We start from the raw sequence: 26,440 nt of genomic DNA, 5'->3' as shown, positions 1-26,440 counted from the left end.
CCTGTGGTACGGAGGTGGATGTATGAACGCTTTTGCACTTGAAGCCGAAGGTATCAGTAAGTTCTTCCCCGGCGTGAAGGCGCTCGATAATGTCTCATTGCGCGTGCGTCCGGGAACGGTGCATGCCCTGATGGGCGAGAACGGCGCCGGTAAATCCACGCTGATGAAGTGCCTGATCGGTATCTATCGCCCCGATAAAGGGTCGATTCGCGTGAAAGGGGAGCCGGTGGAGTTTACCGACACCATGGATGCGCTGCGCTCGGGGATCTCGATGATCCACCAGGAGCTCAATCTGGTGCCGCATATGACGGTGGCGGAGAATATCTGGCTGGGGCGCGAGCCGATGAAGTACGGCTTTGTCGACCACGGCCAGCTGACCCGCCAGACCCAGGCGCTGCTGGACAAGCTTAATATCCGCTTAACCGCCGACCGGCTGGTGGGCGACCTGAGCATCGCCGCCCAGCAGATGGTGGAGATTGCCAAAGCAGTCTCGTGGAACGCGGATATCGTGATCATGGATGAGCCCACTTCGGCGCTGACCGAAGGCGAGGTGGCTCACCTGTTCACCATCATCCGCGACCTGCGCGCCCAGGGTAAAGCGATCATCTATATCAGTCACAAAATGGATGAGATCTTTGCCATTACCGATGAGATCAGCGTGTTTCGCGACGGCACCTGGGTGGGGAGCAAAAACACCACCGAATTTACCCGGCAGTCGCTGATCACCCAGATGGTGGGCCGCGAATTAACCCAGCTGTTTCCGAAATTTAATAACACCATCGGCGAAGAGGTGCTGACGGTGCGCAACCTGACGCGCCAGGGCGTGTTCCATGACGTCAGCTTTACTGTACGCCGCGGTGAAATCCTTGGCGTGGCCGGGCTGGTGGGCGCCGGGCGCAGCGAGGTGATGGAAAGCCTGTTCGGTATGGAGCGCTTCGACAGCGGCGAAGTGCTGATCGACGGGGCGCCGGTGACCATTGATTCCCCCTCCGTGGCGATTGAAAAGGGGATGGCGTTATTAACCGAAGATCGCAAAAAGTCGGGCCTGTTTCTGGTGCTGTCGGTGCTGGAAAATATGAGTATCGTCAAAATGCCGGAATATATCGGCAAGAGCGGTTTTGTCCAGCACGTGAAAATGGCCGAAGACTGCATGGAGCAAATTCGCCGGCTCAATATTAAAACGCCGACGATGGATCAAATTATTAATAACCTCAGCGGGGGGAATCAGCAAAAAGTCCTGATTGCGCGCTGGCTGTTAGCGCAACCGAAAATCTTAATTCTCGATGAGCCGACCCGCGGTATCGACGTCGGGGCGAAGGCGGAGATTTATCATCTGATCAGTGAACTGGCGAATCGGGGGGTGGCGGTCATTATGGTCTCCTCTGAGCTGCCGGAAATCCTTGGCATGAGTGATCGGGTTATGGTGATGCATGAAGGCCGTATCACCGGCATCCTGGAAAAAGACGAAGCCGACCAGGAAACCATTTTGTCGTTGGCATCCCATTGAGGCACAGAGAATGAGTAATATGAAATTAACGGCGGCTCCGGCCAGCGAGGGTTCCTCCTTCTTCGCTAATTTGCGGCATAAAATGCCGAAAGATACCGGCATCTTTGTGGTGATGCTGGTGATTGCCCTGACTTTTGAAATTGCCGGCTGGTATGTTCGCGACCAGTCGTTCCTGCTCAATACCAACCGCCTGGTGCTGATTGTGCTGCAGGTGGCGATCATCGGCATCATCGCCGTCGGCGTCACCCAGGTGATCATCACCACCGGGATTGACCTCTCCTCCGGCTCGGTTATCGCCCTTGCGGCGGTGGTGGCGGCGAGCCTGGCGCAAACTTCCGACAGCCTGTCGCCGATGTTCCCGGCGCTGGTCAACCTGCCGGCGGTGATCCCCATTTGCGCGGGGATCGGCGTCGGCCTGCTGTGCGGCCTGACCAACGGTTTTCTGGTGACGCGGACCGGTATTCCGCCGTTTATTGCCACCCTTGGGATGATGGTTTCGGCGCGCGGTCTGGCGCAGTATTACACCCAGGGCAACCCGATCAGCTTCCTCTCCGACAGCTTTACGGCGATAGGTCAGGGGGCGATGCCGGTGATTATCTTCTTCGTGATCGCCGCCGTGTTTCACATTGCGCTGAAGCATACCCGTTATGGCAAATATGTGTATGCCATCGGCGGCAACATGACCTCGGCCAAAGTGTCCGGCATCAACGTGAATAAGTACCTGGTGATTGTCTACACCATCGCCGGGGCGCTCTCCGGGCTGGCGGGGGTGGTGCTGGCGGCGCGCGTCAGCAGCGGCCAGTCGAGCATGGGGATGTCCTACGAGCTGGACGCGATTGCCGCCGCGGTGATCGGCGGCAGCAGCTTAATGGGCGGGGTGGGGCGCATTACCGGCACCCTGATTGGCGCGATGATCCTTGGTCTGATCAAAAGCGGTTTTACCTTTGTCGGCGTCGATGCCTACGTGCAGGATATTATTAAGGGCATCATTATCGTCGCCGCGGTGACCATCGACATGCGTCGCAACCGGAAAAAACACTAATCTTATCAACGGGCGGCAGCGGCGAAGGATGTCATTGCCGCCCGTCCTGTCCAGAAATAAACAAAATACGCCCCGCCAGGCGCGGCCTGTCTGTTTTGCCCACGCGGCTCATCCTGTACAGTTTTGCCACTTCCGTTGTCTATTCGTCAGGGGGCCCACGCGTGGCCTCCGGTTTCTGGAGTCGTATGAATACACCATCCGTCGTCAAATCCTCGCCGCTCTGGCGACCGGCAAGCAGGGGCATTATCGTCACGCTGATCGCCGGACTGGCGATCCTGGCGCTCGGTCGGGGCGTGAATTTGCCGGCCAGAGAGGTTTACCGTGAGATGCAGACCCGCCAGCTGGAGGAGGATGCGCAGTGGGTGGCGCAACGCCTTGAGCGGCGAATGAACACGCCGGCGCCGCAGCGGGAAGCCGCCTGGCCGTTGGCGGCGATGCGCGCCGAACTCCATACCCTCGCCCGGCAGCGGCATTATCAACTGCTGCTGGTGAATGGCGACGGGCATCTGCTGGCGGCGTCGCATGCGCTGCCGGCCAGCGTACTGGCCCAGGTGCAGGCGCAGTTCCCCAGGGAGATGCAGCCGCCGCTGTTCGGCAGCCACTACCAGACTATCCAGCCTTTCGCCCCGCACCAGCGGATGTTAACCCGCGCGCTGAACGGCGAGGCGGGGCTAACGGGCTGGAATCTGGTGGTGCTGGCGCCGGACGGCGGATTGCCCTCGTTACTGATGGCTTACCGCTGGCCGGTGACGATCGGCCTGGGCATGCTGTTTGCCGGTGCGCTGCTGGCGGTGAGGCAGGCAGCGCGCACCCGGCGAAAACGCTAATTGCCGACGGCGCCGTCAGGGATGGCGAAACTGCAGGGTGGCGGGGAGGTAGCGCTGGAGCGGCTCCGGCGCCTGGCCGTCGATCAGCTGGCTGAGCAGATCGTAGCAGTGCCAGGCCAGCTGGCGATTATCCTGCTGCACGGTATCAATGCGCAGGGAAAGCGAATCATACAGGTAGTGATCGTCGAAGCTGGCGAGATGAATATTGGAGTCCAGCAGATGATGCTGGCTCATGTAGCGCAGTACCCCTTCGAGCAGGCCGCAGGCCGCGGTAAACAAGGCCTTCGGCGGACGTCCCAGCCGCGCGCAGAGCGCCGCGAACATCTCATACCCGGAGCTGGGGTGGTAGTTACCGTTGATCACCCACTCAGGGCGCAGCGTGACCCCCGCCTGAGCCAGGCCTTGCGTGAATCCCGCCAGCCGGTCGCGCGACGGCGACAGCCGCGGCTGGCCGCCGAGAAACCAGAACTCGTCCGCATGCTGAGGCGCAATGCGGGAGATCAGCTCGGCGGTTGGCGTCACCGAGTCGGTCATCACCAGCGGCAGGGCGCTGTCGCTGGGGGAGCGGTCAAACAGCACCACCGGCAGCTGTTCGCTGAGCTTCAGGTAGTCGGCATCGCTGTGCATGCACGAGGCGACGATCAGCCCGTCGACCTGGCGGGCAATCATATTATTGACCACCACGCTCTCCTGACCGGGGTTTTCGTCGGTGCAGGAGATAAGCAGCTGCACGCCGGCTTCCCGGCAGAGCGTCTCAAGCTCATGGGAGAAAACGGCAAACCCGTAGTTGGTGATCTCCGGTACCACCAGGCCAATGGTATGGCTGCGGTTATCGCGCAGCGAGCGCGCATGAATGCTGGGCTGATAGTGCTGCTCGCGGGCGATCGCCAGCACGCGCTCGCGCGTCTCCTGCGCCACGCGCAGCTCTTTGCCACGGCCGTTGAGCACCAGACTGGCGGTCGCTTTGGAGACGCCCGCCAGTTCGGCGATATCTTTGATAGTTACGCGTTTGGTTTTCATCACCACTCAGGAGCCTGAAAGCAAAACGCTTATACTACCATGCATGGCCGCAGCAGCCAGCGGCAGAATGCCACCGGCGTCGCACCGCTGAAGATTATCTGCCCCGGATAGCCCGGGAAGAAGCGGCTGCTCATCACCCCTTCGCCATCGTTGATGAAAATTTCCACACTGGAGCGGTCGATAAAGATCCGCAGGCGCCGCGCTTCGCCGCGCCAGTAGCGGTGATGCATCTCGGCGGTCTGCAGCCCGCGGCGCGACAGACGCAGGCCGTCGCGGTTGACGGTAAGCTGCAGGGCGCCGGCAAAGTCCAGCCCCAGCGTACTGTTGGGGGCGATGTCAAAGGCCAGCTCCATCGGGGCGAGGGGCAGGGTCTGCCCGCGCCAGCCCTGGGCTTCCTCGCGCAGAGCGGCCAGCTCGCGCAGCGGGCGCTGATACAGGGTGCCCGCCTGCCACTCCAGCTCGCGCACGCAGGTCATCTGGTGGATCCATCCCTGTGCGCGGGTGGGTTGATGCATCTCTTCCCCGTCCGGGACGCCCATCCAGCCGACCAGCAGACGGCGGCCATCCTCGGCCAGCATGGTCTGCGGCGCGTAGAACTCAAACCCGCTGTCCAGCTCGTGCAGCGGGCCGTGGTCTAAGGTGCCGCGCTCGGCGTCGAAGCGGCCTGCCATCCACACCGCAGGATAGGTATTGAGAAAGCGCTGCGCTTCACGGGCCAGCCCCTGCGGGCAGCAGATCAGCAGGTGGGTATCCGCCAGCGGAAAGAGATCCGGGCACTCCCACATATAGCCGCCGTTCGCCAGACCGTTAACGCCATGTCCGGCGATCTCGCCCACCAGGCGCCACTCCCGCAGATCGCTGGCGGTGAACAGCAGCACTTTACCGTGCTGTTGCAAATCCTGCGCGCCGAGGACCATGTACCAGCGCCCGTCCTGCTGCCACACCTTGGGGTCGCGTACATGGCCGGTGTAACCGTCAGGGAGCGGCAGCACCGGCCCCAGCTTGCGGAAGGTGCCATCGGCATTCTCTGTCGCCAGGCACTGCCAGGCGGTACGCCCGCCGTCGGGGAATTTCACGTTGCCGGTGTAGCACAGGGTCAGGGCGCCCTCGAACTCGACCGCGCTGCCGGAGTAGCAGCCGTTGCGGTCATACTCTTCGTCCGGCATCAGGGCGATAGGTTCATGCCGCCAGTGCAGCAGATCGGCTGAACTCCAGTGTCCCCAGCACTTATAGGTATGGTCACAGGCGAGCGGGTTCCACTGATAAAACAGGTGGTAACGCCCGGCGACCTGGCAAAAGCCGTTGGGATCGTTCAGCAGTCCGCTGACCGGCGCCAGATGCCATTGCGGATAATGGCTGTCGGCCAGCGCCTGCGGCTGGCCCTGCATAACGGCCTGCAGGATCGCAGGCAGGCGTGACGGTAATGACATTATTCAGCGTCCGTTTTGTATTTCAGCGTCAGAGAGAGCATAAAGGCCACGGCGAAGGCGATCGCCATTCCGATAATGTAGTTCAGCAGCGAGCTGGCCTGCACGATGGCCATCCCCGGGATCGCCGTCAGGCCCACCGCGGTCATATAGACGTGCATTGACACCACCCAGGCGCCGCCGGCGGCACCACCGACCAGCGCGGCGATGAACGGCTTCACAAAGCGCAGGTTAATCCCGAAGATTGCCGCTTCCGTGATCCCCAGCATCGCCGAAAACGCCGACGGCAGGGTGATGGCTTTGATTTTGGCATCTTTGGTTTTAAACCACACCGCAAAGCAGGCGCCGCCCTGAGCGACGTTGGCCATCGCCCAGATCGGCAACAGGAAGTTGACGCCAATCGATGGGTTGCCCAGCAGACCCGCCTCGATGGCATGGAAGCTGTGATGGATACCGGTAATGACGATCACCGAGTAGAGGCCGCCGAACAGCAGGCCCGCCAGCCAGCCGGCGTGGCTGATAAGCGTGCTGAGGATAAACGAAATACCGTCGCCGAGCGCGCGACCGGCCGGGCCGATCAGCAGCAGGGCGATAAAGCCGGAGATAATCACCGTCAGGAACGGGGTGAGGATCAGGTCCAGCGCGTCAGGGATAACGCGGCGCAGCCGTTTCTCGACCATGCTCATAAACCACACCGCCAGCAGCACCGGGAAGACGGTGCCCTGGTAGCCGATCATCGCCACTTCGATGCCGAAGAAATTCATGGTGTGGAAGCCGGCGGCGACGCCCCAGGCGTTGGTCAGCGCCGGGTGGGTGAGGATCCCGCCAAGGGTCGCGCCCAGATAAGGGTTACCGCCAAATTCGCGGGCGGCGGTAAAGCCGATCAGGATCGGCAGAATGATAAACGCTGCCGAGCTGCACATATCCAGCATGATATAGATAGCGTTGCTCGGGTCGACCCAACCGTAGGTTTTCACCATCCCCAGCAGGCCCATCAGCAGGCCGGAGGCGACGATGGCGGGAATGATCGGTACGAAAATGTTGGACAGCAGGCGGGCGATGCGCTGGAACGGGTTCAGCTTTTTCGCGGCCAGGTCGGCGGCTTCGGATTTGCTTGATTCGCTGATGCCTGCGGCCTGGATAAAGGCGGCATAGACTTTATTGACCACCCCGGTGCCGAAGATGATCTGCATCTGTCCGGCATTGCGAAAGCAGCCTTTCACCCCGTCGATTTTGCCAATGGCCTGTTGGTCGGCGAGCGCGTCGTCGACCAGCACCAGCCGCAGGCGGGTGGCGCAGTGCGCGGCGCTGGCGATATTTTCCTTGCCGCCCAACAGGGGAAGCAGTGAGCGGGAAATCTGATCAAAATCCATAGTACCCTCTGAATGCATGATGATATGGCGTGGGCGGTGCCAGCCGTGGCAGGCACCGCGAACCTTATATTTATGTGTTACTTACCCTGTCGTCCGGGTTACCGTCAGAACCAGGTCTCCATTTGCATACCGAACGACCATTCGCCGCCCGATTTGAACCCGTTGCTGCCTAATGCATCATCGTTGGCGTAGTTATCCAGTTTTTTGCTCCAGTCCATCCACGATGTATAGAAGCGGATCTCCGGACGCGAGAAGAAGTCGCCGATGCTGCCCACCTTGAAGGTTGGGGCGAAGGTCAGCTTGTAGAAGCTGCCGTTCACCGCGTGGCGATCGTTGTAGCCTTCAGGCTGCAGATCCATGTACTGATAGCTGCCCTCCCAGGCGAGGGCGAAGTTCTGCGTCACTTCCTGAATCAGACGCAGGTTGAGAGTGGCCCACTGATAGCTGTCGCCATCGACATAACGATCTTTACTGCTCTGCGCCAGCACGGCCGGGGCAATAAACCAGCGATCGCTCAGCGGCGTCGTGCCGTAGCTGGCGAAGCGCCAGGTATTGGCCCCCGGGCGCAGCGCACCGTCGGAGCCGATGCCTTTAACCTCGGCGCCCAGCCCGTGGCCGTACAGCAGGGCCGTTTTGCTGGTCCCGTCGCGCAGGCCATAGAAGCTCTCATTGTGCAGGCCCAGCAGAGCATGGACCCCGGTGTTAGCGGCATCGCCTTTCACCAGATTGCCGTTCGTGTCCTGGCGTTCGTCATTATCTTTCGCCCGCATCCCGCTGACCATCATCTGCACCGGGCCGGCAAAGTTATTCATGCTGACGATATAGTTCTGCACGCTGTTACTGCTGTCAGCGATATCGCCAAAGTTGCGGCCGTATAACGAGAAGTTGCTGCGCAGGCTGTCGTTCCATTTCACGTCGTAGATCCCGCCGCCGGTCCCGGCGAGGAACACCACATCCGAGTCAATCCAGTGGATGTCGAAGTTGTCACGGTCAAAGCGTTTCCCGGCCCACAGGGTCGAGCCTTTGAACGGGCCTTCGAAGGTCGGCAGGTTGCCCAGCTCGACAAACGCCTGGCGCACGTTCAGGTCGCTGCTGCTTGCCGTCCAGTCGTTATAGGTGGTCTGCCCGTCGGCCACCATCACTTTGAAACGGGTGGTCGCCCCGTTGTCCAGCGTCTGTTTATGTTCGAGGTTCATTTCCACATAGGTGTCGGCCTGGTTGCCCAGACGACCAATGGCGCCACCGGTCTCCCCGGCGGGGGTCATATAAGCGCCGGATTTGGTGCTGGCGGCCGAGTCGTTCATGATCACGCCGGAACGGGCATAGCCGTGGAACTCAAAGCCGCCAGGCCGTTCGGCTTTTTCTTCCAGCTGAGTGGTGCGCTTGGCCACCTGCTGGGTGGTGACCTGGGTTTGCTGCTGCTGCTGGGTTAACTGCTGAACTTTCTGCTCCGCCGAGGCGGCACGGCTTTCGGCAGTGCTGGCGCGGGTTTCGGCGTCCTGCAGGCGTTTTTCCAGGGCGGCGAGACGCGCTTCAATGCTGTTCAGGTCTGTCTGCCCATGGGCGGCGGCGGTGCCGGTTAGCAAAGCAATAAGAATGGCTAACTTCCGTTTTTTATACATGCTGTTGACATCCAAAGGTGAAAATCAGTGAGTGTGCTAACTTTTGCTAAACCGGTTTAGTTAATATGGTAAACATGTCAGTAACGCGGTGAAAATAAAAATTGCTAAACCGGTTTAAGAATTGTGATGTCGCCAGCAAAGTGGGCCGTTAGCCGGCCCAACGGGATCACAGCGAGCGCTGAAGATCGTCCCTGTAGGGCAGGGCGGTCATGGCGCCTTTGGCGGTGGTGGCCAGCGCGCCGCAGGTTTGCGCCAGCGTAAGGTCGGGAGCCAGCGCGGCGAGGTTGTCAGGGATACCGTGAGCGGCGAGGCCGGCGAGCAGCCCGGCGACAAAGGCATCGCCGGCGCCAGTGGTATCAACGGCCACCACCGGGCGAGCGGGGAAGTGGCTAACCTGCCCGCGCAGGGCGGCCTGGACCCCCGCTTTGCCCTGGGTCACCAGCAGCAGCGTCGGCTGGAAGCGGGCGTTCAGCCGGGCGATGCCGCTGACGATGTCGTCGCTGCCGCTGACAAAGGCCAGCTCCTCTTCCGAGAGTTTTATGGCGTCGGCGAGGGCCAGCGCCCGGTCGAGACAGTCACGCAGGTCCTGCGGATCCTGCCACAGGTCGCTGCGGATATTGGGGTCGAAGCTGACATAGCCCCCGGCGCGTTTTATCGCCTCCATTGCCGCGAATGCCGTGCTGCGGCTCGGCTCGGCGCTGAGAGCGATGGAGCAGACGTGCAGCCACTGGCCGGCGGCAAACGGCGGGAGATCCTCGTGCTGAAGGAACAGGTCGGCGCTCGGACGGACCATAAAGGTAAAGGTGCGCTCCCCGTGCTGATCGAGATCGACCACCACGGTGGAGGTGCGCTGCGCGGCGTCGAGGCGCATATAATTCACATCGACCTTCTCCTGCGCCAGGGTGTGACGCATAAAGCGGCCGAAAGGATCGTCGCCGACGCGGCCAATAAACCCGCTGTCGCCGCCGAGCCGCGCCACGCCGACCGCGACGTTGGCCGGTGCGCCGCCGGGGCATTGCAGCAGGCGGCCCTCGCCATCGGGCAGGAGATCAACGACCGCATCGCCGAGTACCCAGATTTTTCCATTCATTCGACAAATTCCTCTTAGCTAAACTATGTTAAACCGGTTTAGCTAATTAAAGCATAGCCCACCGGTAAGCGGAACGATCGGGTCACGAAACAGGGAGGCGAGGGTAAAAAATGTGAGCCAGGCGGAATATTTCGCCACTCCAGATCTGGACTTTTCCTTCCCCACCCGCTTAGGTATAGTTCAACAGGTCGCGGTTAGCCCCGCCGCGGTGGCCAAAGGTAAAGGAGTGCGCAGCGCGATGAACCCCAGTTTTGGCGATATTTACGATCGGTACCAGAATCTGACGCTGACCACGCATCTGCCGGCGGTGATCGCCTGCAGTGAAACGCTGAGTTTGGGCAAAGACCAGGGCTTTATTCCGCAGCCGGGCTATCTCTACTTTCTGCTGCAGGGGCAAATGACGTTGGCCTTTGGCGATGAGCAGAACCTGGTCGGGATTGTTATCGCGCATATGCCGTTAGGATTACTGGAACATTATTGTCCGTCGGTCGCGCTCTATTATCGGTGTCTGGGCGAGTGCCAGCTGGCGAAAATAACCGCCAGCGATTTTGAGCGAATATTCTTTCATTCGTCGCCGGGCTATATGCAAGAGCTGACCACGATCCTGGCCTATATGGGCATATTTGCCCTTGATGCCCACTATGAACGTGGCAGCCAGACCAGTTTTCAGACCATTAAATCGATGCTGTCGCGCTATCTATATCGCAGCGAAATCGATGGTGGTCAGCATGAGAGCCTGTCGGCATTTATTATTAAACGAACCAATCTCTCGCGCAGCTATGTGTACCAGGTGCTGGCCGCGCTGCGCGAGGGGGGATATATCACGGTGAAAAAAGGCAAGCTGATCTCCATCGACCGTCATATTCCTGAGAAATTCTGAACCCGATTCGGCAGATTCACGCCATCACGTTGCTATCACCGCCAGGGAAAGCGCTAAGCGCGCTTTTTCCCCGGCCCCGTTACGTCTGAATCTGGCTGTTTTATTAAGTTAACCTTTCACTCTGGAGTTATTTTATGACCCTGGATTATGTTGCGCTGGCCATTCTGATCGCCGTGGCCTTAATACTGTTTTATGGCGTGATTGTTATTCACGATATTCCTTATGAAATTGCCAAAGAGCGGCGCCATCCTCATCAGGATGCGATTCATTATGCCGGCTGGGTTAGCTTATTTACCCTGCACGCGCTGTGGCCTTTGTTATGGATCTGGGCAACGCTGTGGCGCGAAGATCGCGGGTGGGGAATGCGCCACATTGCCGACGATCAGCAGGCGCTGCATCAGCGTCTGGAAACGGTGGTCCAGCAACTGGAACAGGTCCAGCGCGAGGTGGCTGCGCTGAAAGCGGAGGAGGCAAACTAATGGAAACGTTAATGTTACTGACCTACGCCGCGCTGTGCATCGTGGTGTTTAAAGTCTTCCGCATCCCGCTCAATAAGTGGACCGTACCGACGGCGGTGCTCGGCGGTATCGCCCTGATTGGCGCGGTGATCTTCGGGATGAACTACAACTTCCCGTATACCGACGTTGGTAACCAGGTATTTCGTACCGTGCCGATTGTGTCGCAGGTGCGCGGCCGGGTGCAGAGCGTACCGGTGAAGCCTAACCAGATGCTGCATAAGGGCGATGTGCTGTTTACCCTCGACCCGACGCCGTTCCAGGCAAAAGTAGACGATCTGCAGGCGCAGATAAAAGCGGCCAGTCAGGATGCGCTCTCCTTAAACGCGGCGTTAAGCCAGGCGCAGGCCGAGCTGAGCAGAGCGGTGGCCCAGCGCGACCAGTCGCGGCGGGAATATGCCCGCTATCGGGAGGGTCATGCCCAGGGTGCCTTCTCCGATCAAATGGTTGATACCCGTCTGCAGACGTGGAAGGCCGATGAAGCCAGCGTCAGCGCGGCTCAGGCAAAGGTGGTGCAGGCGCGCAACGCGCTGGACTCGGTGGTGAAGGGCAAAAATACCACCGTGGCCTCCCTGCTGGCGCAGCTGCAAAAGGCGCAGTTTCAGCTGGAGAACACCGTCGTCCGTGCCCCGGAGGATGGCTATGTCAGTACCGTCGGCTTACGGCCGGGCACCATGTCCACTGCCCTGGGGATGATCCCGCTGATGACCTTTGTGCCGGTGGAGGGCGCCGCCTCGCGGGAGTACGTCGCGGCATTTCGCCAGAACGCCCTGCAGCGTCTGCACAAAGGCGAGCCCGCGGAGCTGATGTTTCCGGCCATCCCGGGCACCGTCTTTCGCGGAGAAGTGGCCGACGTGCTGCCGGCGATTGGCGAGAGTCAGTTTCAGGGGCAGGGCAAATTGCTGACCACAGACGCGCTCAATACCCATGGCCGGGCGCTGGTGGTGCTGAAGGTGACCGATCCGCGTTTTGCCGAATACGCTCTGCCGCAGGGGGCCACCCTTGAGGCGGCGGTCTACTCGGATCACCTGAAAGAGCTGTCGCTGATCAGGAAGATCCTGATCCGCATGAAAAGCTGGGAAAACTACCTCTATCTCGATCACTAAGCCGGCGGGCGCAGGGGGACGTGCCGCCCCGCGCCGCAGTCAGGCCTCGCTGTCCACCAGGCCGTCAATAATGACCTGCCGCACCCCCTGCGAACAGGGTTCAATACGCCCGCGCACCCCATAGACGGCCGCCAGGGTCTCGGGGGTGATGACCGCGGCCGGGGTGCCGTCGCCGAGCAACTGGCCCGCCTTGAGCATCAGCACGTGGTCGGCATGACGCAGGGCAATATTGATATCGTGCACCACCACCAGGGTTACGATGTTGCGCCGTCGGGTCTCCCGGCGTACCAGATCCATCACGTGAAACTGGTAGTTGAGGTCAAGGGCGCTGAGCGGTTCGTCGAGCAGCAGCAGGCGCGGCTGGCGGATCAGCGACTGAGCGAGACCCACCAGCTGCTTTTGCCCGCCGGAGAGCTGATCGAGGTAGCTCATCGCCAGATGGGCAATCCCCAGCTGCCGCAGCAGCGCCATCACCTCCTCCTGGTGCTGCGGACTGTGGCGTCCTCCGGCGGCGCGCTGGGCAACGATAATCGACTCCAGCACATGCAGATGCACGCCGGCGGGCAGCGTCTGCGGAAGATAGACCACCTGCTCTGCGCGACGTGAGAACGGCTGCGTCAGCAGATTTTCCCCCTCCAGCAGCAGCTCGCCGCGGCAGGGTCCCAGACCCGCCATCGCCCGCATTAACGTTGATTTACCGCTGCCGTTTGGCCCCAGCAGCGCGGTGATTTTCCCTCGCGGCAGATGGGGAACCGTCAGGTTCTCGATCACCTTGCGTCTGGGGTAGCCGGCGCTGAAGTAAGACAGCGACAGCCCGGATAACGTCTGGTCGCTCATGCCTGCCCCCGATGACGTAAAATAATGCTCAAAAAGAACGGGACCCCGACCAGGGAAGTGACGATCCCCACCGGAATAATGGCCCCCGGGATCAGGTTCTTCGAGGCGATGGAGGCCAGGGAGAGCACCAGAGCGCCGATCAGCGCGCTTGCGGGCAGATAAAAGCGATGGTCTTCGCCGAAGAGCATCCGCGCAATATGCGGCGCCACCAGGCCGATAAAGCCGATTGGCCCGACAAAGGCCACCGAAAGCGCCGACAGTATGCTGATCCGCAGCAGCGTGGTCAGGCGCAGGCGGCGAACGTTAATGCCAAAGCTGATGGCCCGGTCCTCGCCCAGCCGCAGGGCGGTCAGCTTCCACGCGCTGCGCAGCGACAGGGGCATCACCAGCGCCAGGGCGACCAGCAGGATGGCGACTTTGCTCCAGGAGGCGCGGTCGATGCTGCCCATGGTCCAGAACACCAGCCCCTGCAGCGTGTCTTCGTTGGCGATGAACTGCAGCATCGAGACCAGGGCGTTAAAGGTAAAGACCAGCGCGATGCCGAACAGGATGACCCCGGAGGTGGCCACCTGGGTCCAGCGGGTGATGCCGTCCAGCAGCAGGGCCGCCAGCAGGGCGAAGATAAAGGCGTTGGCCGAGATAAACCACTGGCCGGGAATACCGGGCAGGCCAATACCCAGCACAATCGCCAGCGCGGCGCCAAACGCCGCAGCCGAGGAGACGCCAAGGGTAAACGGACTGGCCAGAGGGTTATTGAGGATGGTCTGCATTTCGGCGCCGGCCAGTCCCAGCGCCAGACCGACGATAATCGCCATCACCGCATAGGGCAGACGGATATCCCAGACGATGGCGCGCGTGCCCGGATCGGCGCTGGCCGGATCGGTTAACGTCTGCCACAGGCTCTGCAGCGGCAGACCGGAGGGGCCGAGCATAAAATCGAGCAGCAGCGACGCGACAATCAACAGCGCCAGCAGGAGCATCAGGAGCAGACGGCGACGCACGATACGGCGATAGTCATCTATCACGCCAGAGGTCCCGGCGGGCAGCCCGTCGAGCACGGAGTCGGAGGTTAAACGCATGCCGGATTACTCGCTCTGCTGCCAGGAGAAGACGAACGGCTGGTCCGGCAGGTCGGTGAAATGGCGCACGATATAATGGTAAGTCTCATCCGGGTTGAGATCGCCGAAGGCCTGCGGGTAGATATCTTTCGCCAGGTATTCCATGCCGACAATATTCCACGGGTGGTTATAGAAGTGGTGATAGACGCCATAGGTCCGCTTTGCCTGTACCGCCGGGATCTGGCTGACCCCAGGTCGCGCCAGCAGGATCTGCGCCTGGGCCTTCACCGCCTCCGGCTTAACCTCATAACCCAGGGGCAGCACCTGGCTGTTGCCGCGCTTCGAGCCGGTCATGATCCAGGCGTCGGGCTTCATGCTGATGATTTTCTCCAGCGAGACGAACCCGGAGGCGCCCGGCAGCAGCTGCGAACCGATATTGTTCGCCCCGACCGCCTCCACCAGCCCGCCCCAGCCGCTGTGGCCGTGGGTAAAGCAGCAGGCGTCGCTGTTGCCGGCCAGCGCTTCCACGAAGACGTTGGCCTTCGGCGTGATGGCCGCGGTTTTCTGGCGAATCGTCTGCAGCTGTTGACGATAGTAATCGGTAAAGGCTTTGGCCTGGCTCTCGCGGTTAAGGACTTTGCCCAGCAGGTCGATGCTGGGGGCGGTATCTTTCGCCGGGTCTATCTCATAGTCGACAAACAGCACCGGAACGTGCAGGGCGCTGAGCTTGTCGATGACGCCGCTCTCCATCAGCGCTGGCCTGGCGCGCAGCTGGGCGATCATCAGATCCGGCTGACGGGCGATGACGCTTTCAAGATCGACGTTCCCTTTGTCGCTGAAGCCCATGTCAAGGATCGTGGCCGACTGCGGCCACGTCGTTTTCAGCATCTGCCAGGTGGCAACATCCTGCTTTTTCGCCAGATTATTCCATGCCACCAGCCGTTTAAACGGATTGTCCCGGTCCAGCAGGGCGAGGGTCATAATGTCGCGGCCATCCTGCAAAATAATACGCTGCGGCTCTTTGGCCAGGGTGACCTGCCGGCCGTCGAGGTCAGTGACCGTCAGGGGATATTGGGTTGCATAGCTGAAGAGGGGCGTCGCGATCAGCGCAGTAAGTAACAGCGATCTTACTGATTTTCTTGCCATAAAAGGAGTTCCGTTTGCCAATTTATAAATATAATGATTCTGAGAATTATTCTCGAACAAACATCAACGGCAAGTATATCAAGGACAAATTTCATAAAATGTAACAAACATGTTGGAAATTATGCCAACGCCGACAGGGCGCGCACGGCGGCAGCATTTTCTGCCATGGCTGGAGGTCGAAGACGTTTTTCAGGCTAATTCCTAATGTCATCCCCGGTTCGTTGTGCCATCCTGAATGCGACTCATAACACGACACGTGAGAGAGGATATTATGAAAAAAGCAATGATTGCGTTATCGGCTATTCTGGTTGCAGCTCCGGTTTTTGCTGCGACAACACATGCAACAGATGATACCGTCGCGGCGGCGAATGCCAATGCCAACACCGCCAAAGAGAAGCTGCACCAGGCCCAGCATGAGGGCGAAGAGCAGCAGCTGAAGGCGAAACATGCTGCCGAAGGCAAGCAGGACAGCGTTGGCAGCCAGGTGAGCGAAGGCGCGCAGAAAACCTGGAACAAGACCAAAGAAGGCACCGAGAAGGGGTGGGATAAGACCAAAGAGGTCAGTGAAAAAGGCTGGAATGCCACCAAATCCGGTGCGGAAAAGGGCTGGGATAAAACCAAAACCGGCGCCGAAGAGTTAAAAAATAAAGTGACTGAATAAGTCCTTTTACCTGTCTGAATCAAGGTCGCGAAAGCGGCCTTTTTTATTGCCCCGCCATCAGCACAACCTCTTCCCGACAGCCGATGCCAGGAATCGTCCTGGTTAACCAGTTACTCACTCTTTCTTCACATTTGCCCGGTACAAAGGAGCTGAATCAGGAGGTGTACCATGAAAAAGATGATTTCTCTGGCAGTAATTTTATCGTGTGTGCTGAGCGTCCCGGCCTTTGCCGATGGCCCGAACGACGGCCATCGCCCGGGGCAGCCAACGGTGTGGCAGAACGGTCCGGACCATGATGGGCATGCGCCGCAGGGCGGACCTGACGCGCATCATCAGGGCGACCATGACCAGCGTGGCCCGGATCGCGACGGTCATGGCAAACGCGATCAGGCACGTCATGAGCAGGACCATTTCGCCTGGCGCGGGAACGATTTCCGCAAAGGACACCCGGCTCCGGCGCCGTTCCGTGGCGATGAATATCGCGTCCGCGACTGGAGCGACCGCGGCCTGCCGCCCCCGCCGGAAGGCCATCACTGGTCCTATATCGACGGTAACTATGTGCTGATCGCTGCGGCGACCGGGATCATCACCTCGATTCTGGTGAGCGGCGCCCTCGGCCACTAAATGCGCTGCTCCGCGACGCCGGGTCAGGGAAAGCCTGAACCGGCGATGGCGCACTCGCGGAAAGCTACGGGTTCAGCGCAGCATCCGGCCAGTATTTATAACCATTAATCATTGCCTGGGCGGCCAGCCCTTTTTCGGTCAGGTCGTAGACGTTGACCTTCGAGGGCAGGGAGGCGGTATCTGACGCCACGCCGCTGGTGGAGGCGGCGATCGGCGCGATGCCTTTGTCATCATATTTTGCGGCGGCATTCGCATCGGCGCCAACCATGTATCCCTGGCGAATAAAGGTCTCCAGGGCCGCTTTATCATGGAAAACCAGCACCGTGCGCTGCTGCTTAATCCCCATCCCCAGGCCGGCGCCGCCCTGGGCCATTTTCATATAGGTATCCTTCCCGGTGGCCTTATTCCGCACCACGCCGTAACCGCTGCCAAACCCGAACAGCAGGATCTTGCTGCTGTTATTGGCAAACACCGCATACCCCTTCGCATGCTGAATATCACTGCGGGCCTCAGGCTGCAGGGCGTAAAGCTTGTTGAGGGTTTCGCTGCGCATCTTCTGGATGCTGGCCCGCTGCTGGCTGGCGGTATCGCCCTGCGCGCTGCAGCCCGCTAGCATGACGATGGCGGCGAGGGAAAGCGTCTGTAATTTCATACACGTTTATTTTATTTAAATCTGAATATGGTCGGGAATGGTAGGTTAAATAACGGTAAATCCTCCATAAAATAAACGTTTATTTTTAAATTTCACTATTTTTATTATTTATTACTCTGTAATGTGCGGATTATTAAATAAGATGAGTTCATTCCAGGTATTAGAAATGCTGCTTGCATAAAGTTTCCACCACGTTACCGTGTTAAGTCCTTAATTTATTTCCCGGAGAACGGCATGAGTGATTATGTAATCCCCGAAATTAAAGCGACGGAAGATGAAATGATTTCTATCCGTCATTATTTACATGCCAATCCGGAATTAAGTCTGGAAGAGTTTAATACCAGTGAGCTGGTGGCTGGCAAACTGGCGGAGTGGGGCTATCAGGTCACCCGCGGCCTCGGTAAAACCGGCGTCGTCGGCAGCCTGAGCAAGGGCGACTCGCCGCGTACTATTGGCCTGCGCGCCGATATGGACGCGCTGCCGATCCATGAAACTACTGATTTGCCCTGGGCCAGTACGGTACCCGGAAAAATGCACGCCTGCGGCCATGACGGCCATACCACCATTCTGCTGGCGGCGGCGAAATACATCGCCTCGCCGGCCTGCCAGTTTAACGGCACGGTGCATCTGATTTTTCAGCCGGCGGAAGAGGCTATCGGCGGCGCCGATTTAATGATTAAAGACGGGCTGTTCGAGCAGTTCCCCTGCGAACGCATCTTTGGCTTGCACAACATGCCGGGGCTGCCAGTGGGCAAGCTGGGCTTCTATGCCGGCAACTTTATGGCCTCGGCGGACACCGTCAAAATTACGATTACCGGCTACGGCGGCCACGGCGCCCATCCGGAGCGAACCGTCGACCCGATCGTCGCCGGTGCGGCGCTGGTGATGGCCCTGCAGAGCATCGTGGCGCGCAACGTGCCGCCGGGGGAAACGGCAGTGGTCAGCGTCGGCACCTTCCAGGCCGGTATCGCCTCCAACGTCATTCCGGAGAGCGTGGTGATGGAGCTGAGCGTGCGGGCGATGAAGCCGGACATTCGCGATCTGCTGATCAAGCGTATTCACGAGCTCGCTGATTTTACCGCCAAAAGCTATGGCGCCAGCAGCGTAGTGGAGGTGTACGACTCCTACCCGGTATTAACCAACAGCCCTGAAGAGACCGATTTCGCCCGGGCGCTGGCGCTGGAAGTGTTTGGCCGCGAAGGGGTACTGGAGTCGGTCTCGCCGATGAACGCCAGCGAGGATTTCGCTTTTATGCTGCGCGAACGCCCAGGGAGCTACTTCCTGCTCGGCAACGGTGAGAAAGGGGAGAAGGGCGGTTGCATGGTGCACAACCCCGGCTACGACTTTAACGATGACATTATCACCACCGGCGCGACGCTGTTCGCCCGCCTGGTGGAAAAGCACTGTCGCTAATCTCTGGAGAAGAACGCGAATGAAAAAATCACTGTTGCTATGGCTGGCATTAATGGCGTCGACGTCGGCGCTGGCCGAAGGGGGAAAGGAGATCCGCTTCGGCGTCGACCCGACTTTCGCGCCGTTTGAATGGAAAGATCCGCAGGGCAAGCTGGCGGGGTTTGATATCGATTTAGGCAACGCCATTTGCCAGCAGCTGCAGGCGAAATGCGTGTGGGTGGAAAGCAATTTCGACGGCATTATCCCGGCGCTGAAGGCGCGTAAATTCGACGCGATCCTTTCCGGGATGTACATGACCGAGAAGCGCAAAGCGCAGATTGCCTTTAGCGACAAGCTATATAACGGGCCGGTGTTCCTCGTGGCGCGTAAAAATACCCTGCAGGGCAATACGCCGGAACAGCTGAAGGGCAAAACCATCGGCGTGGAGCAGGGCTCGGCGCAGGAGACTTATGTTAACCAGCACTGGCGGCCGCAGGGGATTAACATTGTGGCCTACCAGGGGGCCGATAGCGTGGTGCGTGACCTGGAGTCCGGGCGCATCGACGGCGCAGTGCTCTCCGGGATGATGGCCGACTACAGCTTCCTGCAGCAGCCGCAGGGTAAGGAATTCGCCTTTGTCGGCGGCCATCTGCAGGACGATACGCTGTTTGGCGCCGGGGCGGCGATCGGCTTGCGTAAAGACGATGAGGCACTGCGTCAGGAAATTAACGGTGCCATTGCGAAGATTCTGGCCGACGGCACCTATAAAAAATTAGCCGGCAAATATTTTAGCTTTGATGTTTATTCCGGGACATAATGTCTGAGTGTACCTGCGGGCGTGGAGCGCCCGCCGTAAGATTCCTTTTCTGATTATCCAATCACCTCCTCTCCTGACCCCTGCGGTTACCTGAGGGAAGCAGAATATAAGCTAAGGAGTACTCGGCATGATGACACGTCCATTGGGTAAAACCGGATTTTCCATCGCCCCATTAGTCTTTGGCGGCAACGTCTTTGGCTGGACCATCGATGAAAAAACCAGTTTTGCTCTTCTTGATGCTTTTGTTGACCACGGTTTTGACGCTATCGATACGGCGGATGTTTATTCCCGCTGGGCGGAAGGCAACCAGGGCGGCGAATCCGAAACCATCATCGGTCGTTGGCTGCAGGCGCGCCCCGGCATGCGCGATAAGGTCAAAATCTTCACCAAAGTCGGCTCCGATTTAGGCCTACCCGGCCATAAAGGGCTCAGCAAAGCCTGGATCCAACAGGCGGTAGATGACTCCTTACGCCGCCTTAATACCGACTACATTGATCTCTACTTCTCCCACTGGCCGGATCCGCAAACCCCGGTGGAGGAAACGCTGGAGGCTTTCCACAGCCTGCAGCAGGCCGGAAAAATCCGCGCCATGGGGGCCTCTAACCTGGATGCGATGCAGCTGGCGGGGGCGCTGGAGGTAGCGCGTAAAGGCGGCTTGCCTGCCTGGCAGGTGCTGCAGCCGGAATATAACCTCTACCACCGCTCCGCGTTTGAAGGCGCGCTGTGCGATCTCTGCGTCAGCCGCGATATCGGGGTGGTGACCTACTACAGCCTTGCCTCCGGGTTCTTAACCGGTAAGTACCGCCAGCCATCGGATCTGGCCCAGAGCCAGCGCGGAGGGGGGATTGGTAAGTACCTGAATCCGCGCGGGATGCGGATTATCGATACCCTGGTGGCGGTCGCGGACGAGCAGGGGGCGAAGCCGGCTGAGGTGGCCCTGGCGTGGCTGATCGGCCGCGAAGGCGTGACCGCGCCGATCGCCAGCGCCACCAGCGTGGCTCAGGTGGAGAGTTTTGCCCGCGCGGCGGCGCTGAGCCTGAGCGCGGAGCAAGTGGCGCGACTGGACAGCGCCAGCGCCTGAGTCACTCCCTCTCTCCGGCGGGGAGAGGGAGAAGGGCTATACATGACGCGGACCGTAGGCCGGTTAAGGCGCCAGCCGCCACCCGGCGAAATGACGGCGCAACCGGAAATGCCCCTGCTCGCGCTGCGCTTAGCAGGGCTACCACTCCAGTGCTATTTCCGAGCTGATTGCGCTCCCGATATTTCTTCTGCGTTATGTCACTCATGGCACAGGGAGCGCACAGGGGGCGGCCAGTCGCCGCCGCCCCCTGTACCCCCGGGCTCCGGCCAGCAAAATCGCCACTGCGTGGTACCTTCGACTTTTCCCTGCAGGCTTCGGGTCGGGCCGAGGCAGCGTCCGTGCAAAACACGGCCCTCAGCCCGCATCCATGCGGGCTGCCCCGGCCTTCCGGGAACGTCTCAGCGATTTTGAGGCCGTCAGCACCGGCAGTTTCAGTCGCACAAGTGGGTAAATTAATGACTGGCTGCTCGGACCGTAGGCCGGGTCAGGCGCAGCCGCCACCCGGCGAAATGACGGGTGTGGTGCCTGAAAGCGTGCCCGGCGGCGCCCCTTTATTCCTGATGGCGGGTGACGTTGAGGATCTTCGCGCTGGCGCCGACCGGGAAATTGCTGAGGGCGCCGAAATCGCTGCCCTGATAGCCCATGATCTTGCCGTCGGTGCGCATCTGCTGCAGATCGATCAGGATCACCCCCAGCGTGGGAATGATTTTCTCCCGCCAGACGAACAGATAGAGATCCTCAGCCACCTGCACATAGTGGCAGCGATCGACATCCGCCAGCCCCTTTTCCACACCGTCCAGACACTGCCAGGTGTAAAAATTGTCGTTGAGATAGATGTGCTCATAGCGCTCGGTCGGGCTGTAGGTGTACTGATTGCGCATGCCAATAAGCGCATCGGTAAAGTCCGGCAGCGGCCCCGACTGCTCATCCAGGCGGGCAAAAACAAACCGTGCCTCTACCGCGGTCAGCGGCAGGCCTTGCTCCACCCGGCTGAAGGCGTCCAGCCGCGCGGCGGCTTCGTCCGGCAGCTGGCCGTAGACCAGGGTGGCGTTGCGCTGTGTCAGGTTGCATACCGCACTAATGCTGGCGTTATCCCGCTCCGGGTCAAGGAAGTCGATAAACAGAATGTCCGGGCGCAGGGCGGTTGCCCGCCAGGGCGCGCGCTTGCCGTTCCAGCTGAGCGTCTGGTCATCTTCGATAACCAACTGCTGCGGCTTACTGCCCGCGACATAAAAAGTAAAGGTTTCGCCGGCGGGCAGGCTGGTGGTGGCGAGTAAATTACCGTGTGGCGCAAAACCATCGGCCAGCGCGCCGACCTGGATAAATACGGCTTCTGAAGTCATAGGGGCTCCTGAACAGAGTAGGGCGTTAGGCAAACGCCAGAGTGGGAACATCGACGATACTGGCGCCGCCGTCGGCGACCAGCGTGGCGCCGCTGATGATGGCGGCCTGCGGCGAACAGAGAAACTGACAGGCCTCGGCTATCTCCTCGGGGCTGGCGGGGCGGCGCAGCGGAACATCGCGACAGACCCGCTGATAAGCCTCCGTCAACGATAGCCCTTCTGCCTGCATCAGCGGGCGCATCTCTTCATCCGCCATCGGCGTCGTGACCCAGCCGGGACAGATGGCGTTGGCGCGTACCCCTGTGGGCCGTAATCGCGGGCGACGGAACGCATCAGGCCAATTAAGGCGTGTTTGGCGGTGACGTAGCCGCAGGCCTGCGGCCCGGCGGCGAGTGAGGCGATGGAGGCGACAAACAGGACATTGCCTCGGCGGGCAATGAGCGAGGGCAGACAGGCGCGAACGCTGGCGAACGCGCTGGTGAGATTGCTGTCCAGCGCCTCGCGCCACTGGCTGTCGCTGGTCTCGGCGGCGGGGCTGTTGCCCATCCCGCCGGCGCTGCAGATGAGGACATCAATACCGCCAGCCTGGTCGAGGATCGCCGGCAGCAGCCGCTGACCCCAGACCTCGCCGTCGGCGGCATCGCCCACCAGCGCCGTGGCGCCGGTCTCATCGGCGACAGCCTGCAATGGCGCTTCGCGCCGTCCGGTAATAAACACCCGGTCGCCCGCGGCGCACATCAGCCGCGCGCAGGCGGCGCCAATTCCGGTTCCACCGCCGGTGATCACCACGACTCTCGCCATTCGCTCTCTCCTGTTATGGGGTCTTCGATTACCTTAAAAAGCGCGTCAGGTCCCGGCTATCGTCCGGAAGAACGATAGCCGTGGCGGTTAATGGATCTCTCTCACAGGGCGCCGTTCTCATTATTTCGGCAACAGCGGGTCAGGCGTCATCACATGATTACGCCGCGGCGAAAATTAATTGCATCCTGTTAAGGGTATAAGTGAAAAAAAACAGAAATCCATCGTTCTTTAGGATGAGAATGACGCGTCGGGGATAGGTTTTTTTTATCACCAGGGGCAGGTACGCCGGGTGTTAATCTTTTTTGTTTATATTTTAACGCGGCTATCGTAAAGCATGGCGGGTGTGTTTTTTAAATGCTTTATATAACAATTGTTTGTTGAAAATTATGTAACGGCTATCACATTGTTAATATGTTAATGATTGTGTTACTTAAATGTGAAATGTATGCTTCAATTATCAGTAGTCATCCATGTGTCATGTACCATCATCTCGACGGGGAGGCCCTATCATGTCTGCTTTGTTAAAAGCCAGCCGTAATGATGCGATAATAGCCCGTTGTTTACAGACTATTTCCCAGCTAATTCCACTGACTTCAGCGGTCTTTTATCGAGTAAATAATCGTTTAAAACCCGAAAGCTATATATTGCATAATATTTCCGATAATACGCACCAACAATATCTGGAAAACTTCCAGCCGCTGGATCCGCTTCTGCCCTCGCATTTTAGCCACCAGAACACCACCGTGGCGGCGATGACGCCGCGGCTCTGCGACCGCAACCGCCATTACTATCATGAATTCATGTTGCCGAATAACGTACGCGACATGACCGAGATCTTTATTCGCCGCGAGCGGCGGATCATCGCCGGTATCTCGCTGATGCGCGACGTGCCTTTCTCCAGCGAAGAGCGCCAGCGGGCTCAGGCGGTGCTGCCGCTGGTGGAGCTGGCCATTCGCGACTGTCTGCAGGAAGACGATGACCTGCCCGCCATCCTGACGGCGAAAGAGCGGGAAATCGTCGGCATGGTGCGCGAAGGCGCCAGCAATAAGCTGATTGCCCGCCAGCTGGATATCTCGCTCTCGACGGTAAAAACGCACCTGCGCAACATTTTCGCCAAGACCGAAGTCGTCAATCGTACCGAACTGGTTTCCCGAACCTGGATGCCGGCCGCTCAGCGTACGCTGCATCTGTGATCTGACTTTCGCATCCCGCGCGCGCCGTGGCAGCACGGCGTTTTCCTGATGCCTGTGGGTATCACTCCCTGGAGGATCCTCCGGGGGGAGGCTTTTTTGACCGGAGCACGCCTACGATGTCGAGTACCCCTCTCACTGATAATGCGCTTTCCCGGCCCGCCGGGTTGGTGGTCTCCCTGCGTTTGCTGGCGGCGATCGTGATTTTTGCCGCTATTGCGCCGGGTATTCTGATGACCGCGCCGGCGGTGGCGGCGCAGCTGGCCAGCGAATGGCAGCTTAAACCTGGGCAGATCGGCTGGCTGTTCTCGGCGGAGCTGGGGGCGATGAGTCTGGCGACGCTCCCGGCGTGGTGGTGGATGAGCCGCCTCGACTGGCGGCGGGTCGCCCTGATGGCCGGGGTGGTGTTTCTGACCGCCAACCTCGCCTCGGCGGTGGTCACCCAGTACGAGACGCTGCTGGCGGCGCGCTTTCTCGCCTCGCTGGCGGGCGGCACGCTGATGATTTTGTGTATCAGCTGCGCGGCGGGGACGCCGAACCCGTCGCGGGTCTACGCCTTTTGGGTGCTCGGGCAACTGCTGTTAGGCATGCTTGGCCTGCTGGTGCTGCCCGGCCTGTTCGCGACCTTTGGCCTGAAGGTGGTTTATCTGATCCTCGCCGCCATTATGCTCTGCTGTTTGCCGCTGGTGTCCGCTTTCCCTCCGCGCTTTCAACCGCTCTCTGCCTCCCACCAGCAGCCGTCGACGGCGCTGTGGCGTCAGGCGCTGGCGGTGCTGGCGGTACTCACTTTCTATATCAGCCTCAGCGCAGTGTGGACCTTTATCGGCACCATCGGCAGCGCGGCGGGGCTAACCCCGACGCAGGTCGGTCTGGTGCTGGCGGCGGCGACGGTTTGCGGCATTATCGGCGCCGGCGGCGCGGCGCTGCGGGGTACCCAGCGGGCCGATCGTTTACCGGTGTGGCTGGGCTACGGCCTGCTGATCGTCAGCGTTGGGCTGCTGATCGGCCAGCCGCTGCTGGTGCGCTACGCCATCGCGGCGCTGCTGTTTAAGTTCACCTGGACCTTCGTGCTGCCCTTTATTCTTGCCCGTGTGGCCGGGCTCGATAGCAACGGCCGGCTGATGAACAGCATCAATCTGGTGATCGGCGGCGGCATGGCGGCCGGTCCGGCCTTAGCCGGGGCCTTACTGCAGCGTTTTGCCAGCGCCGACCCGCTGCTGGCGGCGGCAGGCGTCTGCGCGCTGCTGTCATTGATTTTGATTGCGGCGGCGTCCGCCGCCGGGAAGAGTTAGCCCACGGGAGGATAGAGTGAAAAGAAAAACCGGTTTCTTCTTTGATGAACGTTGTTTCTGGCACAGTACCGGCCTGCACGCGGTGACGCTGCCGGTGGGCGGGTGGGTGCAGCCGCCCGCCGGTGGCGGCCATGCTGAATCGCCGGAGACCAAACGGCGGATGAAAAACCTGATGGACGTCTCCGGGCTGACGCCGCAGCTGGCGCTGCGCAGCGCGGCGCCGGCGAGCCTTGAGGACCTGCGGCGGATCCACCCCGACAGCTATCTGGAGCGCTTCAAGGCGATCAGCGATAACGGCGGTGGCATGCTCGGCAAAGAGGCGCCGCTGGGGCCGGGCAGTTATGAAATCGCCTGTCTTTCCGCCGGGCTGGCCTGTGCGGCGGTGGAAGCGGTGCTGGAGGGGGAGCTGGATAATGCCTATTCGCTGTCGCGCCCGCCCGGACACCACTGTCTGCCGGACCAGTCGATGGGATTTTGTTTCCTCGCCAATATTCCCATTGCCGTCGAGCGGGCGAAAGCGCAACTGGGGCTGGGCAAGGTGGCGATCATTGACTGGGATGTTCACCACGGCAACGGCACCCAGCATATCTACCTGCAGCGCGACGACGTACTGACTATCTCCTTGCATCAGGACGGCTGCTTCCCGCCGGGCTACGCCGGCGAGGACGATCGCGGCGTGGGCGCGGGCGAAGGTTACAACATTAATATTCCGCTGCTGGCCGGGGCGGGGGATGACAGCTGGCGCTATGCGCTGGAAACTATCGTCATTCCTGCGCTGGCGCGTTTTGAGCCGGAGCTGATTATTATCGCCTGCGGCTATGACGCCAACGCCATGGATCCATTAGCGCGGATGCAGCTACATAGCGACAGCTTCCGGGCGATGACCGAACAGGTCCAGCAGGCGGCGGATCGCCTGTGCGGCGGGAAACTGGTGATGGTGCACGAGGGCGGCTACGCCGAATCCTACGTGCCGTTCTGCGGCCTGGCGGTGATGGAAACGCTGAGCGGTATCCGTACCGAGGTCCAGGATCCGCTGCGGGAATTTATTCAGCAGCAGCAGCCGCGGGCGGAGTTCGCGCAGTTCCAGAGGCAGGCTCTCGATCGGCTGGCGCAACGGTTTGGTCTGCTATAAAACGC

23 protein-coding genes and 2 pseudogenes are annotated in these 26,440 nt (G+C 60.1%); 14 read left to right on the top strand and 11 right to left on the bottom strand.

All coding sequences use genetic code 11. The features are described from left to right. The first annotated feature begins 22 nt into the window (after positions 1 to 22). From DTA24_RS21505 to DTA24_RS21495, 3 genes and pseudogenes are all read left to right on the top strand, one after another. Complete coding sequence (locus DTA24_RS21505) at positions 23 to 1,507, top strand: sugar ABC transporter ATP-binding protein (RefSeq protein WP_004202401.1); 1,485 nt, start codon at positions 23 to 25, stop codon at positions 1,505 to 1,507. A 19-nt stretch (positions 1,508 to 1,526) separates the two neighbouring features. Continuing rightward, positions 1,527 to 2,549, top strand: a complete 1,023-nt coding sequence (locus DTA24_RS21500) for an ABC transporter permease (RefSeq protein WP_004152946.1) — start codon at positions 1,527 to 1,529, stop codon at positions 2,547 to 2,549. Positions 2,550 to 2,734: 185 nt separating this feature from the next. Next, positions 2,735 to 3,344: pseudogene (locus DTA24_RS21495) on the top strand (hypothetical protein). Between the two features lie 47 nt (positions 3,345 to 3,391). On the opposite strand, the gene DTA24_RS21490 reads toward DTA24_RS21495, so the two are convergent. The 5 genes from DTA24_RS21490 to DTA24_RS21470 form a co-directional block, all read right to left on the bottom strand. Next, positions 3,392 to 4,402 carry a LacI family DNA-binding transcriptional regulator gene (locus tag DTA24_RS21490; RefSeq protein ID WP_162494424.1) on the bottom strand — a complete coding sequence of 337 codons (1,011 nt, stop codon included), beginning with the start codon at positions 4,400 to 4,402 and terminating at the stop codon, positions 3,392 to 3,394. Between the two features lie 23 nt (positions 4,403 to 4,425). Next, on the bottom strand, positions 4,426 to 5,826 hold the full coding sequence (locus DTA24_RS21485) for a sucrose-6-phosphate hydrolase (protein WP_117108510.1): 1,401 nt from the start codon (positions 5,824 to 5,826) through the stop codon (positions 4,426 to 4,428). Then, positions 5,826 to 7,196 carry a sucrose-specific PTS transporter subunit IIBC gene (locus DTA24_RS21480; protein ID WP_008805497.1) on the bottom strand — a complete coding sequence of 457 codons (1,371 nt, stop codon included), beginning with the start codon at positions 7,194 to 7,196 and terminating at the stop codon, positions 5,826 to 5,828. Before DTA24_RS21480 ends, DTA24_RS21485 begins: the two co-directional genes overlap by 1 nt. A gap of 104 nt (positions 7,197 to 7,300) precedes the next feature. Then, positions 7,301 to 8,818, bottom strand: coding sequence for a carbohydrate porin (locus tag DTA24_RS21475; protein ID WP_008805498.1), 1,518 nt, complete (start codon positions 8,816 to 8,818; stop codon positions 7,301 to 7,303). Between the two features lie 166 nt (positions 8,819 to 8,984). Continuing rightward, on the bottom strand, positions 8,985 to 9,908 hold the full coding sequence (locus DTA24_RS21470; protein WP_123837059.1) for an aminoimidazole riboside kinase: 924 nt from the start codon (positions 9,906 to 9,908) through the stop codon (positions 8,985 to 8,987). A gap of 238 nt (positions 9,909 to 10,146) precedes the next feature. Between DTA24_RS21470 and DTA24_RS21465 the strand changes: the two genes are divergently transcribed. The 3 genes from DTA24_RS21465 to DTA24_RS21455 all read left to right on the top strand — a co-directional run bounded on the left by DTA24_RS21465 (position 10,147) and on the right by DTA24_RS21455 (position 12,409). Further along, positions 10,147 to 10,788 carry a helix-turn-helix domain-containing protein gene (locus tag DTA24_RS21465; protein WP_072121882.1) on the top strand — a complete coding sequence of 214 codons (642 nt, stop codon included), beginning with the start codon at positions 10,147 to 10,149 and terminating at the stop codon, positions 10,786 to 10,788. Between the two features lie 134 nt (positions 10,789 to 10,922). Then, positions 10,923 to 11,267, top strand: coding sequence for a DUF3302 domain-containing protein (locus tag DTA24_RS21460; protein ID WP_008805501.1), 345 nt, complete (start codon positions 10,923 to 10,925; stop codon positions 11,265 to 11,267). Then, the gene (locus DTA24_RS21455) at positions 11,267 to 12,409 is read left to right on the top strand and encodes an HlyD family secretion protein (protein WP_012542548.1); all 1,143 of its coding nucleotides are present in this window, start codon (positions 11,267 to 11,269) and stop codon (positions 12,407 to 12,409) included. The genes DTA24_RS21460 and DTA24_RS21455 overlap by 1 nt, the downstream gene beginning before the upstream one ends. Before the next feature lie 39 nt (positions 12,410 to 12,448). Here the strand turns inward: DTA24_RS21455 and DTA24_RS21450 are convergent, their stop codons facing one another. Genes DTA24_RS21450 through DTA24_RS21440 form a run of 3 tightly spaced genes read right to left on the bottom strand, consistent with a single transcriptional unit; the run spans position 12,449 to position 15,450 of the window. Continuing rightward, entirely contained in the window at positions 12,449 to 13,246 is a 798-nt protein-coding gene (locus DTA24_RS21450) for an ABC transporter ATP-binding protein (protein WP_008805503.1), read from the bottom strand. After that, a complete protein-coding gene (locus tag DTA24_RS21445) occupies positions 13,243 to 14,271 on the bottom strand; it encodes a FecCD family ABC transporter permease (protein ID WP_162494475.1) in 1,029 nt (342 codons plus the stop codon). Before DTA24_RS21445 ends, DTA24_RS21450 begins: the two co-directional genes overlap by 4 nt. A 60-nt stretch (positions 14,272 to 14,331) precedes the next feature. Beyond that, positions 14,332 to 15,450, bottom strand: coding sequence for an ABC transporter substrate-binding protein (locus DTA24_RS21440; RefSeq protein ID WP_012968773.1), 1,119 nt, complete (start codon positions 15,448 to 15,450; stop codon positions 14,332 to 14,334). A 271-nt stretch (positions 15,451 to 15,721) separates the two neighbouring features. On the opposite strand from DTA24_RS21440, the gene DTA24_RS21430 reads away from it, so the two are divergent. Together DTA24_RS21430 and DTA24_RS21425 are read left to right on the top strand one after the other, a co-directional pair. Next, complete coding sequence (locus DTA24_RS21430; protein ID WP_002892699.1) at positions 15,722 to 16,111, top strand: hypothetical protein; 390 nt, start codon at positions 15,722 to 15,724, stop codon at positions 16,109 to 16,111. Positions 16,112 to 16,279: 168 nt separating this feature from the next. After that, positions 16,280 to 16,735 carry an RcnB family protein gene (locus tag DTA24_RS21425; protein WP_008805507.1) on the top strand — a complete coding sequence of 152 codons (456 nt, stop codon included), beginning with the start codon at positions 16,280 to 16,282 and terminating at the stop codon, positions 16,733 to 16,735. A 64-nt stretch (positions 16,736 to 16,799) separates the two neighbouring features. On the opposite strand, the gene DTA24_RS28930 is transcribed toward DTA24_RS21425, so the two are convergent. Continuing rightward, the gene (locus DTA24_RS28930) at positions 16,800 to 17,081 is read right to left on the bottom strand and encodes a hypothetical protein (RefSeq protein ID WP_228961033.1); all 282 of its coding nucleotides are present in this window, start codon (positions 17,079 to 17,081) and stop codon (positions 16,800 to 16,802) included. Positions 17,082 to 17,621: 540 nt separating this feature from the next. Here DTA24_RS28930 and DTA24_RS21415 point away from each other — a divergent pair. The 3 genes from DTA24_RS21415 to DTA24_RS21405 all read left to right on the top strand — a co-directional run bounded on the left by DTA24_RS21415 (position 17,622) and on the right by DTA24_RS21405 (position 20,677). Then, entirely contained in the window at positions 17,622 to 18,800 is a 1,179-nt protein-coding gene (locus DTA24_RS21415) for a M20 aminoacylase family protein (RefSeq protein ID WP_012542544.1), read from the top strand. A gap of 19 nt (positions 18,801 to 18,819) precedes the next feature. Further along, positions 18,820 to 19,596 (top strand): ABC transporter substrate-binding protein, encoded by a 777-nt coding sequence (locus tag DTA24_RS21410; RefSeq protein WP_002892707.1) that lies wholly within the window; start codon positions 18,820 to 18,822, stop codon positions 19,594 to 19,596. 127 nt (positions 19,597 to 19,723) lie between these two features. Next, positions 19,724 to 20,677, top strand: coding sequence for an aldo/keto reductase (locus tag DTA24_RS21405; RefSeq protein WP_012968772.1), 954 nt, complete (start codon positions 19,724 to 19,726; stop codon positions 20,675 to 20,677). Between the two features lie 551 nt (positions 20,678 to 21,228). Here DTA24_RS21405 and DTA24_RS21395 read toward each other — a convergent pair. Both DTA24_RS21395 and DTA24_RS21390 read right to left on the bottom strand, forming a co-directional pair. Next, positions 21,229 to 22,020, bottom strand: a complete 792-nt coding sequence (locus DTA24_RS21395; RefSeq protein ID WP_023322181.1) for a MoaF C-terminal domain-containing protein — start codon at positions 22,018 to 22,020, stop codon at positions 21,229 to 21,231. Between the two features lie 25 nt (positions 22,021 to 22,045). Next, a pseudogene (locus DTA24_RS21390) lies at positions 22,046 to 22,821 on the bottom strand (SDR family NAD(P)-dependent oxidoreductase). 509 nt (positions 22,822 to 23,330) lie between these two features. On the opposite strand from DTA24_RS21390, the gene DTA24_RS21385 reads away from it, so the two are divergent. From DTA24_RS21385 to DTA24_RS21375, 3 genes are all read left to right on the top strand, one after another. Next, the gene (locus DTA24_RS21385) at positions 23,331 to 24,014 is read left to right on the top strand and encodes a response regulator transcription factor (RefSeq protein WP_012968769.1); all 684 of its coding nucleotides are present in this window, start codon (positions 23,331 to 23,333) and stop codon (positions 24,012 to 24,014) included. 116 nt (positions 24,015 to 24,130) lie between these two features. Then, a complete protein-coding gene (locus tag DTA24_RS21380) occupies positions 24,131 to 25,303 on the top strand; it encodes an MFS transporter (RefSeq protein WP_012542539.1) in 1,173 nt (390 codons plus the stop codon). Positions 25,304 to 25,319: 16 nt separating this feature from the next. Continuing rightward, positions 25,320 to 26,435 (top strand): class II histone deacetylase, encoded by a 1,116-nt coding sequence (locus DTA24_RS21375; protein WP_048267618.1) that lies wholly within the window; start codon positions 25,320 to 25,322, stop codon positions 26,433 to 26,435. Positions 26,436 to 26,440 lie beyond the last annotated feature (5 nt).

The organism is Klebsiella sp. P1CD1, from assembly GCF_003790505.1.
Classification (GTDB): domain Bacteria; phylum Pseudomonadota; class Gammaproteobacteria; order Enterobacterales; family Enterobacteriaceae; genus Klebsiella; species Klebsiella variicola.
This window is presented reverse-complemented; position numbering and strand designations above follow the sequence as displayed.

Excerpts from the sequence above, each read along its gene's own strand:
- DTA24_RS21505 (WP_004202401.1), top strand. The coding sequence starts at position 23 with ATGAACGCTTTTGCACTTGAAGCCGAAGGTATCAGTAAGTTCTTCCCC.
- DTA24_RS21500 (WP_004152946.1), top strand. The coding sequence starts at position 1,527 with ATGAAATTAACGGCGGCTCCGGCCAGCGAGGGTTCCTCCTTCTTCGCT.
- DTA24_RS21485 (WP_117108510.1), bottom strand. The coding sequence starts at position 5,826 with ATGTCATTACCGTCACGCCTGCCTGCGATCCTGCAGGCCGTTATGCAG.
- DTA24_RS21480 (WP_008805497.1), bottom strand. The coding sequence starts at position 7,196 with ATGGATTTTGATCAGATTTCCCGCTCACTGCTTCCCCTGTTGGGCGGC.
- DTA24_RS21475 (WP_008805498.1), bottom strand. The coding sequence starts at position 8,818 with ATGTATAAAAAACGGAAGTTAGCCATTCTTATTGCTTTGCTAACCGGC.
- DTA24_RS21470 (WP_123837059.1), bottom strand. The coding sequence starts at position 9,908 with ATGAATGGAAAAATCTGGGTACTCGGCGATGCGGTCGTTGATCTCCTG.
- DTA24_RS21465 (WP_072121882.1), top strand. The coding sequence starts at position 10,147 with ATGAACCCCAGTTTTGGCGATATTTACGATCGGTACCAGAATCTGACG.
- DTA24_RS21460 (WP_008805501.1), top strand. The coding sequence starts at position 10,923 with ATGACCCTGGATTATGTTGCGCTGGCCATTCTGATCGCCGTGGCCTTA.
- DTA24_RS21455 (WP_012542548.1), top strand. The coding sequence starts at position 11,267 with ATGGAAACGTTAATGTTACTGACCTACGCCGCGCTGTGCATCGTGGTG.
- DTA24_RS21450 (WP_008805503.1), bottom strand. The coding sequence starts at position 13,246 with ATGAGCGACCAGACGTTATCCGGGCTGTCGCTGTCTTACTTCAGCGCC.
- DTA24_RS21440 (WP_012968773.1), bottom strand. The coding sequence starts at position 15,450 with ATGGCAAGAAAATCAGTAAGATCGCTGTTACTTACTGCGCTGATCGCG.
- DTA24_RS21430 (WP_002892699.1), top strand. The coding sequence starts at position 15,722 with ATGAAAAAAGCAATGATTGCGTTATCGGCTATTCTGGTTGCAGCTCCG.
- DTA24_RS21425 (WP_008805507.1), top strand. The coding sequence starts at position 16,280 with ATGAAAAAGATGATTTCTCTGGCAGTAATTTTATCGTGTGTGCTGAGC.
- DTA24_RS28930 (WP_228961033.1), bottom strand. The coding sequence starts at position 17,081 with ATGGGGATTAAGCAGCAGCGCACGGTGCTGGTTTTCCATGATAAAGCG.
- DTA24_RS21415 (WP_012542544.1), top strand. The coding sequence starts at position 17,622 with ATGAGTGATTATGTAATCCCCGAAATTAAAGCGACGGAAGATGAAATG.
- DTA24_RS21410 (WP_002892707.1), top strand. The coding sequence starts at position 18,820 with ATGAAAAAATCACTGTTGCTATGGCTGGCATTAATGGCGTCGACGTCG.
- DTA24_RS21405 (WP_012968772.1), top strand. The coding sequence starts at position 19,724 with ATGATGACACGTCCATTGGGTAAAACCGGATTTTCCATCGCCCCATTA.
- DTA24_RS21395 (WP_023322181.1), bottom strand. The coding sequence starts at position 22,020 with ATGACTTCAGAAGCCGTATTTATCCAGGTCGGCGCGCTGGCCGATGGT.
- DTA24_RS21385 (WP_012968769.1), top strand. The coding sequence starts at position 23,331 with ATGTCTGCTTTGTTAAAAGCCAGCCGTAATGATGCGATAATAGCCCGT.
- DTA24_RS21380 (WP_012542539.1), top strand. The coding sequence starts at position 24,131 with ATGTCGAGTACCCCTCTCACTGATAATGCGCTTTCCCGGCCCGCCGGG.